This is a genomic window from Streptomyces sp. BE303 (assembly GCF_036290945.1).
Classification (GTDB): domain Bacteria; phylum Actinomycetota; class Actinomycetes; order Streptomycetales; family Streptomycetaceae; genus Kitasatospora.
This window is the reverse complement of record NZ_JAQYWZ010000953.1, coordinates 66,190-83,070: the sequence shown is the minus strand read 5'-3', so window position 1 is coordinate 83,070 and position 16,881 is coordinate 66,190. Positions and strand designations below refer to the sequence as shown.

Annotated in this window: 17 protein-coding genes; 14 read left to right on the top strand and 3 right to left on the bottom strand. The window is 73.9% G+C overall.

Annotated features, from left to right (window positions below):
* Position 1: 1 nt before the first annotated feature.
* The 8 genes from PUR56_RS40345 (at position 2) to PUR56_RS40310 (ending at position 7,336) form a co-directional block, all read left to right on the top strand.
* Positions 2-1,393, top strand: coding sequence for an ATP-grasp domain-containing protein (locus PUR56_RS40345; RefSeq protein WP_329952620.1), 1,392 nt, complete (start codon positions 2-4; stop codon positions 1,391-1,393).
* On the top strand, positions 1,390-2,670 hold the full coding sequence (locus tag PUR56_RS40340) for a diaminopimelate decarboxylase (RefSeq protein ID WP_329952619.1): 1,281 nt from the start codon (positions 1,390-1,392) through the stop codon (positions 2,668-2,670). Before PUR56_RS40345 ends, PUR56_RS40340 begins: the two co-directional genes overlap by 4 nt.
* Before the next feature lie 148 nt (positions 2,671-2,818).
* Complete coding sequence (locus PUR56_RS40335) at positions 2,819-3,094, top strand: acyl carrier protein (RefSeq protein WP_329884313.1); 276 nt, start codon at positions 2,819-2,821, stop codon at positions 3,092-3,094.
* Between the two features lie 3 nt (positions 3,095-3,097).
* Complete coding sequence (locus PUR56_RS40330) at positions 3,098-4,006, top strand: hypothetical protein (protein ID WP_329952618.1); 909 nt, start codon at positions 3,098-3,100, stop codon at positions 4,004-4,006.
* Positions 4,003-4,659 (top strand): acyl-CoA dehydrogenase family protein, encoded by a 657-nt coding sequence (locus tag PUR56_RS40325; protein ID WP_329952617.1) that lies wholly within the window; start codon positions 4,003-4,005, stop codon positions 4,657-4,659. The genes PUR56_RS40330 and PUR56_RS40325 overlap by 4 nt, the downstream gene beginning before the upstream one ends.
* Positions 4,656-5,813 (top strand): acyl-CoA dehydrogenase family protein, encoded by a 1,158-nt coding sequence (locus PUR56_RS40320; RefSeq protein ID WP_329952616.1) that lies wholly within the window; start codon positions 4,656-4,658, stop codon positions 5,811-5,813. Before PUR56_RS40325 ends, PUR56_RS40320 begins: the two co-directional genes overlap by 4 nt.
* On the top strand, positions 5,810-6,208 hold the full coding sequence (gene acpS / locus PUR56_RS40315; protein WP_329884305.1) for a holo-ACP synthase: 399 nt from the start codon (positions 5,810-5,812) through the stop codon (positions 6,206-6,208). Before PUR56_RS40320 ends, acpS begins: the two co-directional genes overlap by 4 nt.
* Positions 6,209-6,271: 63 nt before the next feature.
* Entirely contained in the window at positions 6,272-7,336 is a 1,065-nt protein-coding gene (locus tag PUR56_RS40310) for a MupA/Atu3671 family FMN-dependent luciferase-like monooxygenase (protein ID WP_329952615.1), read from the top strand.
* Between the two features lie 47 nt (positions 7,337-7,383).
* Here the strand turns inward: PUR56_RS40310 and PUR56_RS40305 are convergent, their stop codons facing one another.
* Positions 7,384-8,385, bottom strand: a complete 1,002-nt coding sequence (locus PUR56_RS40305; protein ID WP_329952614.1) for an adenosine deaminase — start codon at positions 8,383-8,385, stop codon at positions 7,384-7,386.
* A 239-nt stretch (positions 8,386-8,624) separates the two neighbouring features.
* On the opposite strand from PUR56_RS40305, the gene PUR56_RS40300 reads away from it, so the two are divergent.
* The 5 genes from PUR56_RS40300 (at position 8,625) to PUR56_RS40280 (ending at position 14,829) form a co-directional block, all read left to right on the top strand.
* Positions 8,625-8,906: a DUF6158 family protein gene (locus tag PUR56_RS40300; protein ID WP_329884301.1), complete on the top strand. Its 282-nt coding sequence runs from the start codon at positions 8,625-8,627 to the stop codon at positions 8,904-8,906.
* Between the two features lie 145 nt (positions 8,907-9,051).
* A complete protein-coding gene (locus PUR56_RS40295) occupies positions 9,052-10,440 on the top strand; it encodes an NADP-dependent succinic semialdehyde dehydrogenase (RefSeq protein WP_329884299.1) in 1,389 nt (462 codons plus the stop codon).
* 352 nt (positions 10,441-10,792) lie between these two features.
* Positions 10,793-11,251, top strand: coding sequence for an RICIN domain-containing protein (locus tag PUR56_RS40290; RefSeq protein WP_329884297.1), 459 nt, complete (start codon positions 10,793-10,795; stop codon positions 11,249-11,251).
* A gap of 320 nt (positions 11,252-11,571) precedes the next feature.
* Complete coding sequence (locus PUR56_RS40285) at positions 11,572-12,960, top strand: DUF2079 domain-containing protein (RefSeq protein ID WP_329952613.1); 1,389 nt, start codon at positions 11,572-11,574, stop codon at positions 12,958-12,960.
* Between the two features lie 132 nt (positions 12,961-13,092).
* On the top strand, positions 13,093-14,829 hold the full coding sequence (locus PUR56_RS40280) for a DUF2079 domain-containing protein (RefSeq protein WP_329952612.1): 1,737 nt from the start codon (positions 13,093-13,095) through the stop codon (positions 14,827-14,829).
* A gap of 130 nt (positions 14,830-14,959) precedes the next feature.
* Here the strand turns inward: PUR56_RS40280 and PUR56_RS40275 are convergent, their stop codons facing one another.
* Together PUR56_RS40275 and ku are read right to left on the bottom strand one after the other, a co-directional pair.
* The gene (locus PUR56_RS40275; RefSeq protein WP_329884291.1) at positions 14,960-15,241 is read right to left on the bottom strand and encodes a hypothetical protein; all 282 of its coding nucleotides are present in this window, start codon (positions 15,239-15,241) and stop codon (positions 14,960-14,962) included.
* Between the two features lie 28 nt (positions 15,242-15,269).
* Positions 15,270-16,289, bottom strand: coding sequence for a non-homologous end joining protein Ku (gene ku / locus PUR56_RS40270; RefSeq protein ID WP_329952611.1), 1,020 nt, complete (start codon positions 16,287-16,289; stop codon positions 15,270-15,272).
* Positions 16,290-16,520: 231 nt separating this feature from the next.
* Between ku and PUR56_RS40265 the strand changes: the two genes are divergently transcribed.
* Entirely contained in the window at positions 16,521-16,733 is a 213-nt protein-coding gene (locus PUR56_RS40265; RefSeq protein ID WP_329952610.1) for a hypothetical protein, read from the top strand.
* The last annotated feature ends 148 nt before the right edge of the window (positions 16,734-16,881 follow it).

Genomic DNA, 16,881 nt, shown 5'->3' with positions numbered 1-16,881 from the left:
CATGACTGCCGCACACGACCCGGCACCCGCCGGCGGTTTCACCGCCCGGTTGAAGAGCGCGCTGGTCGGGGATCCGACCGCCCGTTTCGTGTACCTGAACAACTTCGAGGTCGAACGCGTCTGGGGCGTGGGCGAGCCGAGGCTGCCCGGCACCGGCCTGTCGTTCTCCTCGGCGACGGTCAACCGGATCGAGGAGGTCGGCGTCCTGCTGGCCGACGAGCACGACGTGGTGGTGCTGAAGGAGGCCGTCGACCCCGGCTACGCCACCTACCTGCGCGCCCTGGGCGCGGCCGAGGGGGTCCATCTGACGGTGGACCTCAACCGGCCGGAGCGGTCGGTCACCGAGGACGCCCTGGACTCGCCCCGGCTGCTGGAGTCCCTGCGCGCGCTCGCCGACGGCCGCACCTACCTGATGCCGCTGGGCATCTCGGAGGAGGAGGAGCGCCTCGCGCTGGCCGCGGGCCTGCCGCTGGCCGGTCCGACCGCCGCCGTCTGCAAGCACGTCAACGGCAAGATCTTCAGTCGCGAGCTGGTGGACGCCTCCGGGCTGACCGCCGTCCCGGGCTCGGTCTGCCGGACCCTGGGCGAGCTGGAGGAGGCGCTCGACACCCACCTGGTCGAGGGCGGCTCCCGCGTGGTGGTCAAGGAGTCGCTCGGCGTCTCCGGGCGCGGCATGGTCGTGCTCGACGAACCGAAGCGGGCCGAACAGCTGCTGCGGATGATCGCCCGCCGGGCCGGGACCGACCGACGCGTCTCGGTGGTCGTGGAACGCTGGATCGAGAAGCAGGCCGACCTGAACTACCAGTTCGTCGTCGGCCGGGGCGGCGAGGTCCGGTTCGAGACCGTGAAGACCGCGCTGACCGAGAACGGCGTCCACCGCGGACACGTCTTCCCGCCGGCGCTGCGGACCGACCAGGTCGACGAGCTGCGGACGGCCGCCGAGGTGATCGGCAAGGAGCTCGCGGCGGCCGGGTACTTCGGGCTGGCCGGCGTGGACGCGCTGCTCGCCGCGGACGGCACGCTCTACCCCTGCCTGGAGATCAACGCCCGGTTCAACATGGCGACCTACCAGAACCGGATCGCCGAACGCCTCATCCGGGACGGGCAGTTCGCGCTCGCCACCACCTTCGACCTGCAGCCGGCCCGGGTGCACAGCTTCGACGAGGTGCGGGCCGCCCTCGGCGAGCTGCTCCTCGACGGCGCGGACCACGCCGCCGACGGCGCGCGCGGCGTACTGATCAACAACTTCGCGACCCTGAACGCGACCCTCCTGGCCGGCGGCAAGCCCTACGGCCGCCTCTACGCGGTCTGCGTCGGCGACGACGAGCAGGACGTGCGGCGCACCCGGGAGCGGACGGAGACCCTGCTGAAGGAAATGGTGGCCAAGCCGTGAGCGACGAGATCGACTGGAGCGGCATCGCCGCGGAGTACGGAACCCCGACGTACGTGTACGACGGCGACTGGCTGGTCGCCAACCTCGCCGCCCTGCGGGCGGCCCTGCACCCCTCGCTGGAGGTCTTCTTCTCGCTCAAGTCCAACCCCAACCGGGGCGTCTACGACGTCCTGCACTCGGCGGGCGCCCGCGCCGAGGTCTCCTCCCTCGCCGAGCTGCGGCTGGTGCTGGAGTCCGGGACCGACCCGTTCGACGTGGTCTTCCTGGGGCCCGGCAAGAGCGAGCAGGAGGTCGACGCCTGCGTCGGGGCCGGGATCTACGCGATCGTCTGCGAGTCCCTCGCCGAGCTCGACCTGATCGACCGGACGGCGCAGGCGCACGGCGTGCGCCAGCGGGTGCTGCTCCGCGTCAACCCGGCCTTCGCCATCGCCGGTTCACGGCTGACCATGGGCGGCAAGCCCCGCCAGTTCGGCATCGACGAGGCCGCCGTCCTCGCCGCAGGACCGGCCCTGTCGGAGTACCGGCACGCCGACGTGGCCGGCGTCCAGGTCTACCTGGGCACGCGCATCCTCGACGCCGAGGTGGTCGTCAAGAACACCACCTACATCCTGGACCTCGCGGAGCGGATCGCGCAGGCCACCGGGATCCGGCTGGACGCGGTGGACATCGGCGGCGGGCTGGGCGCGGCCTACTTCGAGGGCGAGCACGAACTCGACGCGGCCGCACTGGCGAAGGACCTCAACCCGCTGCTGGACCGGTTCGCCTCGGCGCACCCGGACACCCGGCTGATCATGGAGTCCGGCCGGTACCTGACGGCGCTCGGCGGCACCTACCTGATGCGGGTGCGCTACACCAAGCAGTCCATGGGCGAGAACTTCGCGGTCGCGGACGGCGGCACCCACCACCACATGGCCGCCGTGGGCATCGGGTCGTTCGTCAAGCGCAACTTCCCGATCGGGCTGCTCTCCCGGACGGCCGACCCGGCCGAGGAGACCGGTCCGTGGAACATCGCGGGTCCCCTCTGCACGCCGAACGACACCATCGCCAAGGCCGTGACCCTGCCCGAGCTGCGGCCCGGCGACCTCGTCGGGGTGCTGAAGTCGGGCGCGTACGGGCCCTCGGCCTCGCCCGTGTACTTCCTCAGCCACGGCTACCCCGCCGAGGTCGTGGTGCTGCGCGGCCGCTCGTACCTGGTGCGTCACCGGGACTCGGTCGAGGACATCCTCGCCAAGCAGGCGACCGCTCCCGAGCTGGGCCGGGCCGGCCGGCTGGACTGACCCGGCGTCACGGCCACCGGCACCGGCGGGGCGCGGCACCGCACCGCGGACACCCCGGACGCCTCACGCCACCGCACAACGCCTCACGACACCGCACGACACCGCACGACGCGACACCGAAGCACATCACGAAGGAGCTGAGACGATCTTGACCACCGACGACATCACCACGACCGACGCACTCCGGGACGCGCTCGCCGCCGTCCTGAAGAAGGACCTGCCCGAACTCACCCCGGACACCCGGCTCTTCAGCGACCTGGCCCTCGACTCCACCAGCGTGATCGAGCTGCTGATGGCCCTGGAGGACACGCTGGGCCTGCAGATCGACCCGGACGAGCTGACCCCGGAGGTCTTCGAGACGGTCGGCGCACTGACCGAGTACATCGACGCGAACCTGTCCGCCGGGCAAGAGCCGGCGCACTGACCGATGCCGGAGACGACGTGGGGCGGGCCGCGCACGGCCGCCCGCCCGGCCGGCCCCGCGGCCCTGCGGCTGAGCCGGCCGACCGCCCGGGCCTTCCCCGGGCGGCGGCCGGCCCGGCTGGCCGGGACCGAGCTGAGGTTCATGACGGACTTCCTCGCCTCCTTCGGCGAGGAACCCGACCACGAGCGCCACGCGCGGGGCGGTGGCAACAGCTTCACCGACATGGCGCGGGAGCTGCTCGACGGCCTGGAGCACCCGCTGCCCCCGTTGGACAGGCTCGTGCTCGCCTACCACCTGCCCGACCTGAGCGTCGTCGAGGTGGCGGGCTGCTACCTGGCCGAGCGGTGCCCGGGCGGCCCCGAGGTCTTCTCGGTGGCCGGCCAGGGTGTGGGGGCCCCCTTCACGGCGCTGCGGATCCTCGCCGGCCTGCGTCGGACCGGCGGCCTGGCCGAGGGCGCCGTACTCGTCCTGGACCAGTCCACGCTGCCCTACGCCGACCCCGACACCCGGCCCGGCGACGACTGCGCGGTGCTGGTGCACACGGCCGGCCCGGACGCGGAGGCCGCCGGACCTGCGGGGGAAGGAACGACGGGGGAAGGAACGGCGCCCGGCGACGCGGAGCTCGACTTCGTGACCGAGCGGTCCGTCGACCCGAACACGGCGCTGGGCGAACTGGCCCGGCAGGTGCCCGGGGTCAGGATCGTGGCCGGCCGGATGCTCGCCGACCGGCTCGACCCGGCCCTGCGGGCCTCGTGCGACCTGGTGGAGGGGGCGGCCGACCGCCTCTGCACCAGCGCCTGGGCGGCCCTCGCCGAGCACTGGACGCCGGACCGGTACACCGTGATCGCCGACTACGACCCGCACTCCGGCCGGCTGTTCCAGGCCGGGCTGCGCCCGGGAGCCGCCGCGTGAACCGGACCTCCACCGACCTGGCCCGCTACCGGGACCTCGGCCGCGAGGACGGCCTGGCCGCCGGACTGGCCGCCGTACTCGAAGGCGTCGACGCGGCGGCGACGGCCCCCGGCGGCGTCGCCGTCCTGCCAGCCGTCCTGCCGGCCGGGACGGACGGCCCCGGCGGCACCGAGGTGCTGCCCCACCCGTTCGCGGCCCTCGACGGGCTCGCCCTGGTCCGCTTCGCGGCGGACACCCCGGGCACCGGGCCCGGCCCCGGGCTGACCGGCCGTACCGCCGCCGCCCTGACCGCCGTCCGGATCGGGGTGCTCTCCGGGCTGCTCGACGCGGCCGTGGAGCGGCTCTCGGCCCGGCGCTTCGGCGGCGTCCCGCTGATCGACCACCAGTTCGTCGGCGGATCGCTGGCCGACGTGGCCACCGAGGCCGAGCTGGCCTGGTCCGGGGCCGTCCGGGAGGCCGCCGCCGACCAGGACGCCCCGGCCGGAGCGGTCTGGGCCCGCCACGAGCGGCTGACCGAGGCCGGCTGGGCGGCCACCCGCCTGTTCGGCGCCGAGGGCTACCTCACCGATCATCCGGCGCGCAGCCTCCACCTGTCCGCGCTCACCGCGGACCTCTGGCTGGCCCGGCCGAGCACCGCGGAAGGAGACCGGTGACCGTGGTCGAACTCGACGAACGGCTCAGGGCGCTGCGCGGCGCCGCCGCCGAGACGGCGGGCGAGCTGCGCGCGCACGCGATGGACCTCGACGCGGACCCGCACGGAACGGGACCGCACCTCAAGACCGCCGCCTTCGACCTGATCCGCCGGTGCACCACCCCGGAACGGTTCGGCGGCGAACCCCTACGCGTCGGCCCCTTCGGCTACTCCACCGGGTCGTCCCTGGACACCCTCGTCTGGATGGTCGAACTCGCCCACGGCGACGCGGGGATGGTGCTGGCCGCCCCCGGGCCCAGCCTCACCGGGATCCTGGTCGACCAGCTCGGCGACGACGGGCAGCAGGAGTGGTTCCACCGCGCGGTGGCCGACGGCGCCACCTGGGCGTTCTTCGCGGTGACCGAGCCGGGCCGGGGCAGCGACGCCGCCGGGATGGAGACCGCGCTGAGGCGCGAGGACTCAGGCCTGTACCGGCTGCACGGCACGAAGAGGTACATCGGCAACGGCGCCCGCGGCGCGGTCGGCGTGGTCTTCGCCCGGACCGGGAGCGGGCCGCTGTCGATCCGGGCCGCGCTGGTCGAGGCCGCCGACCCCGGCTTCGACGGGCGGGCGCTGCCCATGGTGGGCCTGCGCGGCGCGGCACTCGCCGAGATCCGGCTCGACGGCGTCGCCGTGCCGGAGGAACGCCTGCTGGCCCGGCACCTGCCGCCCACCCGGCGCGGTCTGTGGGGGGCCGTGCGGGTGTTCAACACGGTCCGCCCCCAGGTGGCCGCGCTCGCCGTCGGGACCGGGCTGGCCTGCGTGGACCTCGTCCGCGCCGAGCGTCCGGGCGCACCGGGCCTCGACGAGGTCGCGGCCCGGCTGGAGGCCTGCCGCGACCTCGTCTACCGGGCCGGGGCCGCCCTGGACCGGGACCGGGACGACGGCCGGCTCCCCAGTCAGGCCAAGATCGCCGCGGTGGCCGCCGCCCGGGAGGCCGCCCGCTGGGCGGTCCGCTCGCTCGGCCCGGCCGCCCAGGCCGACCACCCCCTGCTGGAGAAGTGGACCCGCGACGTGAACGCCTTCGAGTTCATGGAGGGCACCAGCGACATCCAGCGCCTGCACGTCGCGCGCGCCCTCGTCCGCGGGGGCGGCCGGACGGGCGGGCAGCCGTGAGGATCGGCATCGACCTGCTGGAGATCGCCCGGTTCGCCCGGATCGCCGCCCACCCCGGCGGACGGCGGATGGTCTTCTCCGCGACCGAGCTCGCCCGCGCGGACGGGCTCACCGGCCCGCGCCGCGAGGAGTACCTGGCCGGCCGGTTCTGCGCCAAGGAGGCCACCGCCAAGGCCCTCGGCCGCGGGCTCGGCCAGGGGCTGGGCTGGCGGGAGATCGAGGTCCTCGCCGACGCCCACGGGGCGCCGGAGGTCCGGCTCAGCGGCGGCGCCAGGACGGTCGCCGAACAGGCCGGGATCGACCGGATCGACCTGTCGCTCAGTCACCAGGGCGGCCTGGTGGTGTGCGTGGCGATCGCCCATGCTGCGGGCGGGACCGGCGCCGCAGCGCACTGACGCGCACGGCGGGCCGGCCGCCCGGGCGGCCGGCCCGCCGTCCTGACCCCGAGGAATGGACCGATGGACCTCAGCCTCTTCTTCTTCGCCGACACCGCCACCGACGGGGACCGGTACCAGCTGCTGCTGGAGAGCGCCCGCTTCGCCGACACCCACGGCTTCCGTGCGGTGTGGACCCCCGAGCGGCACTTCCACCGCCTGGGCGGGCAGTTCCCCAACCCCTCACTGACGAGCGCCGCGCTGGCCGCGGTGACCGAGCGGGTGGGGATCAGGGCCGGCAGCGTGGTCGCCCCCCTGCACCACCCGATCCGGATCGCCGAGGAGTGGTCCGCCGTCGACAACCTCTCCGGCGGCCGGGTGGGCGTCTCGTTCGCCTCCGGCTGGCACGTCCGGGACTTCGTGCTCCAGCCGGAGAACTTCCAGGACCGCAAGAACATCATGGTCGAGACGGCCCGCACGGTGCAGCGGCTGTGGCGCGGCGAGGAGGTCGAGTTCGACGGCGCCGAGGGCGAGCGGCGCGCCGTCCGGCTCTTCCCGCGCCCGGTGCAGCCCGAGCTGCCGATCTGGATCACGGCCGCCGGCTCCCCGCAGACCTTCCGGATCGCGGGGCGGCTGGGCGCGGGCGTGCTGACCCACCAGCTCGGCCAGGAGCACGACGCGCTGGAGCGCAACATCGCCACCTACCGGGAGGCCCTGGCCGAGGAGGGCCACGACCCGGCGAGCGGCCACGTCGTACTGATGCTGCACACCATGCTCGGCGAGGACCGCGAGCGCATCCGCGAGCTGGTCCGCGAGCCGCTCACCGACTTCCTCCGCAGCTCGATGGACCTCCAGTCCTCGGGCCCGGCCGCCCCGGGGGCGGACGGCTTCTCGGTGGACCGGATACCGACCCGGGACCGGGACTTCCTGCTCACCCGGTCCTTCGACCGCCTCTTCTCCGACGTCGGCCTGTTCGGCACCGTCGACGACGGCGCGGAGGTGGTGCGCCGGCTCTCGGCGATGGGCGTCGACGAGATCGCCTGCCTCATCGACTTCGGCGTGGACCAGCAGGAGGTCCTGAAGTCCCTCCACCACCTGGACGCGCTGCGCGCCCGGGTCGCCGGACCGGGCGGCGCGGCCGGGCACTGAGCCCGTCTCCCGGGCGGCGCCGCCCCGGACCTCCCCGGGAGGTCGGGTCAGGCGTCGCCGTCCGGGAACTCGTACGCCGCCACCTCGGCCAGCAGCTCCGCCCGCCGCTCCTCCGTCAGGAAGGCCGCCCGGAAGGAGTTGGCGGCGAGCAGCCGCAGGGTCTCCCGGTCGAGGCGCAGGGCCTCGGCCAGGGCCTCGTAGGTGTCGCCGACGTAGCCGCCGAAGTAGGCGGGGTCGTCGGAGTTGACCGTGGCCAGCAATCCGGCGTCGAGGATCGCCGGGAGCGGGTGGTCGGCGAGGGTGTCGACGCAGCGGAGGCGGACGTTGGAGAGCGGGCAGAGGGTGAGCGGGATCCGCTCGCGCACCAGGCGGTCGACCAGCTCCGGGTCCTCCAGGCAGCGCAGGCCGTGGTCGATCCGCTCGACGCCGAGCACGTCCAGGGCCTCGGTGATGTAGGCGGCGGGGCCCTCCTCCCCGGCGTGCGCGACCCGGTGCAGTCCGGCCTCGGCCGCGAGCCGGTAGACCTCGCGGAACTTGGCGGGCGGGTGGCCGACCTCGGCGGAGTCCAGCCCGATGCCGGTGATCCGCCCGCCGAACCAGGGGCGGGCGGCTTCGAAGGTCTCCAGCGCGGACTCGGCGGACTCGTCCCGCAGGAAGCACATGATCAGCCTGGTGCTGATGCCGTGGCGCTCGGCACTCCGGTCCAGCGCCCGTCCGAGGCCGTCCACCACCACGGCGAGCGGGACGCCCCGGGCGGTGTGCGCCTGCGGGTCGAAGAAGATCTCCGCGTGCCGGACGCCCTGGGCCGCGGCCCGGGCCAGGTAGGCCTCGGCGAGGTCGGCGAAGTCCTCCTCGGTCCGCAGCACGGCCATCAGCGCGTAGTAGAGGTCGAGGAAGGACTGCAGGTCGCTGAACGCGTAGGCACGGCGCAGCTCCTCGGTGTCCGCGTACGGCAGGGTGACGCCGTTGCGGGCCGCGAGCGCGAAGGCGAGCTCGGGCTCCAGGGTGCCTTCGATGTGCAGGTGGAGTTCGGCCTTGGGGAGTGACATCAGTGCCTGTTCAGGGTGAGTGGTAAGCATGCGAAGGTTTCATCCTACGATCCGACCACCCCTCTTCGGGCAGCCGGTCACCCCTGGCCGGCCGCCCCGGCCGCCCGGATCGGCGCGATCGGCGGGACGCTCCGCGGAGCACCGGAGGAGCCGTCGCGCAACCCCTCGCCAACGGGTGTACCGGGCCCCGCGGCGGGGCACCGGCTAGGCGGGGGGCTTCCGCCGAGGAGGTTGACCACATGCAGCACCCCGACACCCCGCACCCCAGGCCGGAGGGCATCTCCCCGCACGCCCTGGGCAACGACACGCTGCTGCACGAGCTGGAACAGCTGCACCGGACCCGCCACGAGACGTTCCTGTACGGCTCGGAGGATGCGCTGAAGCGGCACACCCTGCGGACCGGGCAGCTGGAGGCGGAGTACCTGCACCGCTTCCCGAACCGCCTGATCACGGCCGGCCGGACCAGGGCCGGCGCCCGCGCGCGGGAGGCGGCGGCCCGGGTGGAGTCGCTGCCGGACTGAGCCCGCCGACGCCGCGGCGACCACCGCGGGCCGACCGCCCGGCAGGACACGCCGGGCGGTCATGGCGCGTCCGCACGGGGGGTGTCGGCGAGGGTGAGGGGCAGACCCCGGAACCACCCGCCCACGCACCCCTGGGAGTGCCCCCGTGCCCATCGCAAGCGTGAACCCCGCGACCGGCGAGACCCTGGAGACCTTCGAGCCGCTGGACGCCGCCGGCGTGGAGCGCCGGCTGGCCCGCGCCGAGGAGGCGTTCCGCAGCTACCGCACCAGCTCCTTCCCGTACCGGGCCGACCTGCTCCGGCGGGCCGCCGACCTGCTCGACCAGGACCTCGAAGCGGTGGCCCGGACCATGACGGAGGAGATGGGCAAGCCGCTCACCGCCGCCCGCGCCGAGGCCTCGAAGTGCGCGAAGGCGATGCGCTGGTACGCCGAGCACGCGGAGGCGCTGCTCGCCGACGAGCATCCGGACCCGGCCGACGTGGCCGACTCCGGCGCCGCCCGCGCCTACGTCCGGTACCGGCCGCTGGGCGCGGTGCTGGCGGTGATGCCGTGGAACTTCCCGCTCTGGCAGGTGGTCCGGTTCGCCGCACCGGCCCTGATGGCGGGCAACGTCGGCCTGCTCAAGCACGCGTCCAACGTGCCTCGCACGGCCGTCGCCCTGGAGGAGCTGTTCCGCCGGGCCGGGTTCCCGGAGGGCTGCTTCCAGACCCTGCTGATCGGCTCCGGTGCGGTGGAGGGCGTGATCCGCGACCCCCGGGTGGCGGCGGTGACCCTCACCGGCAGCGAGCCGGCCGGGCGGGCGGTCGCGGCCACCGCGGCCGACGAGGTGAAGAAGGCGGTGCTGGAGCTGGGCGGCAGCGACCCGTTCGTGGTGCTCCCGAGCGCCGACCTGGACGCGGCGATCGCCACCGCCGTCCGGGCCCGGGCGCAGAACAACGGCCAGTCCTGCATCGCCGCCAAGCGCTTCATCGCGCACGCCGACGTCTACGAGCGGTTCACCGCCGGCTTCACCGCGGCGATGCGGGCCCTGCGGGTGGGCGACCCGATGGACGAGGCCACCGAGGTCGGCCCGCTGGCCAGCCGGCAGGGCCGGGACGAGCTGGCCGACCTGGTCGAGGACGCGCGGGCGCACGGTGCGCGGGTGGAGTGCGGCGGGCGCCGCCCGGAGGGCCTGGACGCGGGCTGGTTCTACGAGCCGACGGTGCTGACCGGCATCACCCCGGCGATGCGGATCCACCAGGAGGAGACCTTCGGCCCGGTCGCCACCGTCTACCGGGCCGCCGACCTGGACGAGGCGCTGGCCCTGGCCAACGACACCCCGTTCGGGCTGAGCTCCAACGTCTGGACCGAGGACCCGGCCGAGCAGGAGCGGTTCGTCCGGGACATCCAGGCCGGCGGGGTGTTCTTCAACGGCATGACGGCCTCGCACCCCGCGCTGCCGTTCGGCGGGGTCAAGCGCTCGGGCTTCGGCCGGGAGCTGTCCGGCCACGGCATCCGGGAGTTCTGCAACGTCACGACCGTCTGGGTGGCCTGAGGTACCGGCACGGCCGGCCGGGGCCCCGCCCCGGCCGGATCCGGCCAAGTTCCCGCGCGGCGGCCCGGGGCGCCGCAGCGCCGGGTTTGCGGCTTTCACGTCCTTTGTCTGACATTGCCATGACATCCTCCCCCCGGACCCCCTGTTCAGCACGGACCCGCCGAATATCGATTTCCACCCGCCCGCGAACCGGCGGGAATTATTCCGTTCATACTCCGGAAATCCGGACCACCCAATTCCGAGTGGCCGAACCCGGGTATTACCGGAGATCCGGAAAACCTGCGAAGGGGAATCCTTGGATAAGTTCGATGTCGACCGGCCGGAGGGTCGGTCGACATCGAAAGGAAATGCGATGAAGCTCGCCAAGCGCACCGCTGCCCTTGTCGCCTCGACGGCGATCCTGGCCGGAGGGATGACGGTCCTGGTCTCCGGCCAGGCCAGCGCCGCCTCCGGCTACGTCACGCTCACGAACCTCGCCACCAGCCGCGTCCTCGACAGCAACGGCGCCGGCAACGTCTACACCCTGGCCGCCAACGGCGGTTCCTACCAGGTCTGGTACGCCAACGACCTGGGCGGATCGACCTACACCCTGCGGAACCTCGCCACGGGGCTCTGCCTCGACAGCAACGGCGCCGGAAACGCCTACACCCTCGGCTGCAACGGCGGCAACTACCAGAAGTGGGTGAAGAGCTGGGCCGGCAACGGTTACGCCTACCAGAACGTCGCCACCGGGCTCTACCTGGACAGCAACGTCAACGGGAACGTCTACACCCTGGGCGGCAACGGCGGCTCGTACCAGAAGTGGAACTGATCCACGATCAGCCGGTCACCGGCTGACCGGCAGCACGGCCTGACGACGGGTCATCGATGAAACGCCCTCCCCGACGCCTCAATCGCCGGGGAGGGCGCCTCCATGTTACGGTGCCCGCCCGGGGGCCGACACGCCCGGCGGCGTTCGCTCGTGGCTGAACCCGCCCGCCGCCTCGAACAGCTGGCGAGAATCGGCCGCACAGACCACTCGACCCGGAACGACGGGGATGTTCAGTGACCATTAGTACACTCACCGCAGCACTCCATCGAAGGACGGAGGGTGACGAACCATCGGTCGCATCACCCCCCGCCGATCGGCGGGTGCGATTCATCCCCTGGGCGGTCGCCCTCGCCCTATTCCTGGTCTATTCCTTCTTTACCGTCCGCCGCCACGACCTTCTCCTCACCAGCGGGTACGACCTCGGTATCTTCGAGCAGGGCGTCCGCGGCTACGCCGAGGGACGCGGACCGATCGTCGAGCTGAAGGGCCCCGGGTTCAACCTCCTCGGCGACCACTTCTCGCCGATCCTGGCCGTCCTCGCCCCGTTCTACTGGATCTGGCCCTCCGCCAAGGTCCTGCTGCTGGGTCAGTCCGCGTTGCTCGCCGTCGCCGCCGTGCCGATCAGTCGCTGGGCGCTGCGCAGCATCGGGCCCGCCGCCGCCCTGATCACCGGCTTCGGCTACGGGGCCTCCTGGGGGCTGGCCTCGGCGCTCGGCTTCGACTTCCACGAGATCAGCTTCGCCGTCCCGCTGGTCGCCTTCTCGGTGGCGGCGCTCGGCGAGCAGCGGTGGGCGGCGGCGTTCGCCTGGGCCGCGCCGCTGGTCCTGGTCAAGGAGGACCTCGGCATCACCGTCGCCGCCGTCGGCGGGTACATCCTCTGGCGCGGCAACCGCCGGATCGGTGCGGCCGCCGTCGCCTTCGGCGTGGCCGCCTCGCTGCTCGAACTGCTGGTGCTGCTGCCCGCGATGAGCCCCGGCGGCAGCTTCGCCTACTGGGACAACCTGAGCGGCGGCTCGGGCGGCCGCAACCTGCTCACCCTCCCGCTCGACCTCATCACCCCGGGCGAGAAGGTCCGGACCGTGCTGCTGCTGCTCGCCCCGACCATGCTGCTGGCTGTCCGGTCCCCGCTGTTGCTGGTCGCGCTCCCCACCCTCGGCTGGCGGCTGCTCTCCAACAACCCCGCCTACTGGGGCACCGGCTACCACTACAGCGCCGTCCTGATGCCGATCGTGTTCCTCGCCTTCGTGGACGTCCTGGTGAAGGCCCGCGCCAACCCCGGGGTGCTGCACCGGCGGGCCGCCCGGGCCGCGCTGCCGGTCAGCCTCGCGGTCACGCTCGTCCTGCTGCCCGGTTTCGCGTTCAGCCAGCTTTTCGGCCTCGAACTCTGGCGCACCCCGGCGCGGGTCGAGGCCGCCCGGTCGGTCCTGGCCGCCGTCCCGGACGGCGCCCGGGTCTCCGCGTCCAACCGGCTGGTGCCCCAGCTGACCAACCGCTGCGAGGTCATCGTGTTCGGCTGGCCGCAGAGCTGGTCGACCGCCGAGTGGATCGTGGTGGACGAGGGCCGGCCGATGGGCTGGCCGCTGTCGCCCGACCGCGAACGCGAGGAGGTCGCCCTCGCCAAGCAGGGCGGCTACCACGTCGTCCGCAGCGAGCACGGCATCACCCTGCTCCGGCGGACCGCCACCGAGCAGGCCGGGACCACCGGCTGACCGGCCGTCGGACGGGACCGGCCCGCGGTCCCGCCCGACGCACAGTCCGGCCCGGCCCCGGGCCGGCCCCACCGGGCAGGCCCGGCCGGACCCGGCCCACCTGCCTCCGACTCCGACCACTTCAGGGATCACGTGCCAGTCGAAACCGGACTCACCCCGTCCACCCGTACGATCCGGCCGCTGCTGCCGCGCGCCTCCCGACCGCCCGCGCCACGGACCGCCGCGCTCTCCGGACGCCGGACGGCCGTCCTGACGTTCCTCTGCTTAGCGGTCACCGCGGCCTGCGGGCTGCAGCAGTGGTCGGCGGTCCAACTGGGCGGCTTCGACCTGGGGATCTTCCACCAGGGTGTCGCGGCCTACGCGCACTTCGGTCTCCCGGTCGCGCCGGTCAAGAGCTACCACCACGAGTTCCCGCCCGAGTTCTCGCTCCTGGGCGACCACTTCTCACCGGTGCTGGCGGCGCTCGCCCCGCTCTACTGGATCTGGGAGGACCCGCGCACCCTGATCCTCGGTCAGGCGCTCCTCCTCGCCGCCGGCGTCCCGCTGGTCCGCCGCATCGCCGTGCACTGCTTCCGGCGCCCCTCCCCCGTACCGGCCGACGCGTCGGCACCGGCCGCCGGACCCGGCGGGGACGCCTCCGCGACCGCCCGCGACGAGGACCCCGGCGCGACCCGCGCCGCCCGCCTGGCAGCCGACCTCGCCGGTCTGGTGTACGGGCTGGGCTGGCCGCTGCTCGCCGCCGGCCGGGGCGGCTTCCACGAAGTCGCCTTCGCCGTCCCGCTCACCCTGCTGATGCTCGAACGCGGCCTCGCCCGCCGGTACGGGACCGCGGCCCTCGCCGCCGCGCTGCTCTGCGCCACCAAGGAGGACCTCGGCCTGCTGGTCGGCGTCTACGGCCTGGTCCTGCTCTGGCGCAACCGCCCGCGCGGCGACCGGCAGAGCGAGCGGGCCGGCGACCGGCGGGGCCTGCTGTACGGCGCCGGGCTCCTGGTCGGCGGCCCGCTCGCCTCGGCGCTCGCCATCGTGTGGCTCATCCCCGCGATGGGCGGGCAGCCGGACTACTACTGGGTCTACGGCCCGATCGGCCCGGACGCCGGGACGGCGCTGACCAACGTGCTCGGCGACCCGCTGCTGCTGCTCCGGGTCGCCACCAACGCGACCCTCAAGCCGCTGCTGGTGCTCTGGCTGTTCGGCACCCTGTTCCTGCTCCCGCTGCGCTCGGCGACCACGCTCTGCCTGCTGCCGCTGCTCGCCGAGCGGGTCCTCTCCGACAACGCCAACCACTGGTCGATCGCGCACCACTACGACGCCTTCCTCTGGCCGGTGCTGCTCACCGCCACCCTGGAGGCGCTCGGCCGCCTGCACGCCCGGGGCGGTCTGCGGCGGCGGGCCGGTACCGGTCTCGGCCTCGCCGTGGTGGCCGTCTCGCTGGCGAGCAGCGTGATGCTGGGCGGGATCAGCCTGCTGACGCCGGCCGGCTGGCGGCCCTCGGCGAGCAACGCGGCGCTGGTCCGCGGCGCCGGGCAGATCCCCGACGGCGCCCGGGTCGAGGCCGACAACCAGGTGGTGCCCCGGCTGGTCGGCCGGACCGACACCGTCCTCGTCGACGGCGTGCCGCGCGGCCGGGAGTACGTCCTGATCCGGTCCGACACCCGGACCTTCCCGTTCCAGTCGGACGTGGAGCAGGCCGAGCGGATCGCGCTGCTGCTCGCCCACGGCTACCGGCAGGTCTGGGCCGAACAGGGCGTGGTGCTGCTGCACCGCGAGAGCGACGAGCCGGTCCCCGGCGCCCGGGTGCCCGACGGGGACAGCACGCCGGTGAAGGAGCTCGTGCCGTCGGACGTCGGCCACAACCTGTTCAAGGGCTGACCCGCACCCGCGGCGGCCCCGCCCCGGCCTCCCCCGTCCGGGACTCCCCCGCCCCGGCCTCCCCCGCCCGGGACTCCCCCGCACGAGGCGGTTCCCCGCGATCACGGGCGGGGGACCGCCCCGGCGGACGTCAGGTGGCCATCCGGTGCCGGCCCCGGCCGGGCGTCCGCCAGCGGGCCACCACGCCGACCAGGGCGATCACGGTCACCCCCCAGATGACGCTGAAGACGATCAGCCAGGGCAGCGACGTGACCTGGGCGCCGACGGCGCCGAGGCCGAGCGAGAGGCCGACCAGGAGGACCACGGCCGTCGGGCTGAGGCCGAGCAGGCCGTGCCAGGCGCGGTGGGCCAGGCTCGGGTGGGCCGGAGCTTCCGGGCCGGTGTCGAGAGCCTTGTAGGTGAGCAGGTCCATCGGGGATCACCTCCGGGGTGGCGGGAGGTCACGAGGCCTTCCGTGGGGTGGTGGACTTTCGGGTCGTGGTCTTCTTGGCGGCGGTCTTCTTCGTGGCCGAGGCGGCGCCCTTCCGCGCCGCCGCGGCGGTGGGCTTGGCGGGAGTCGCCTTCTTCGTACCCGCGGCGCGCTTGCGCGGGGCAGGCTTCTCCTCGAAGGTCTCATCGGTGCTGACGGCCCCCTCGGTGCTGACGTCGGCCTCCGTCGGCCGTCCGCCCGCCCGGCCGGGGTGCGCCCCCTTGGCCTGCCGGAGGCTGCTGCGCAGCGCCTCCATCAGGTCGATCACGTTGTCCGGCGCCTCCCCCGGCTCCTCCTCGTGCGGCACCTCGACCCCCTGCAGCCGGGCCTCGATGACCTGCTGGAGCGCCTTCTGGTAGTCGTCGTGGAGCTGGCCGAGGTCGAAGTCCTCGGAGAGGGTCTCCATCAGCGAACGCGCCATCTTCAGTTCCTGCGGCCGGACGGTGACCTCCTCCTCCGGCGCGATGCCGGCGGCCGGGCGGACCTCGTCGGGCCAGATGCAGGTCTGGAGGACCAGCGTGCCGTCGTGCACGCGCAGCACGGCCGGGGACTCCCTGGTCCGCAGCGCGATCTTGGTGACGGCGATCTGTCCGGACTCGACCAGCGCGTCCCGGAGCAGCGCGTACGGCTTGGCGGCGGCCTTGTCGGCGACACCGACGTAGTACGCCTTGGAGAACATCAGCGGGTCGATCTCGGCCGCGTCCACGAAGGCCAGCACGTCGATGATCTTCTTGCTGGGCAGCGGCAGGTCCGCGAGGTCCTCGTCCGTGAGGGTGACGGTCCGGCCGTCCGGGGACTCGTAGCCCTTGGCGATCTCCGCGTACGGGACCTCCTTCGCCTCCTGCTCGCAGTACCGCTTCATCCGGACCCGGCCGCCGTCCTTCGCGTGCACCTGGTGCAGGGGGACGTCGTGCTCCTGGGTGGCGGAGTACAGGTGGACGGGGATGGAGACCAGGCCGAAGCTGATCGTCCCCTTCCAGGTGGTCTGCATGGGGTCGCTCCTTCCCGGAGCCGTCCCGGTGGTTCCCGCTGCCGGGGCGTCGCGCCCGGAATCTCCACTCTGCCCGGGTTCCTCCCGATCGGCCACAGGATCGCGTCGCGGGCCGGGCACGCGGGCCGGGCACGCGGGCCGGCGGGCCGTGCGCCTGGGGCGGCTCCGCGCCCGGCATCCCCTCCACCCGCGTCCGGGCGGACAATGACGGCGGGACGGAGGTGGTGCCCGATGCGGAGGACCGGAGCGGTCCCGCCGCCCGACGCGACCAGGTACCGGGTGACCTACGCGGTCGCCGGCACGGACGGCGTACGGCAGGCGGAGGTCACCGTCGTGCCCGGGTACTCGCAGGAGAGCGACATCCCGGCGGTGCTGGCCGCGCACCTCACCGGGAACCCCGCCGACGCCCGGCTCGTCACCGTGCTGGCCCTGCGGGCCGACTGACCCCGACCGGCCCGGACCGACACCCGGACCGGCCCCGGCCGACACCCCGACAGGCACCCGGACCACCCGAAGGGAGCAGCGGGCCGCCCTTCCCCGGGCCCGGCGCACCTGCGCGACCTAGGGTTTGTCGCATCCGGCCCCCCGCTGC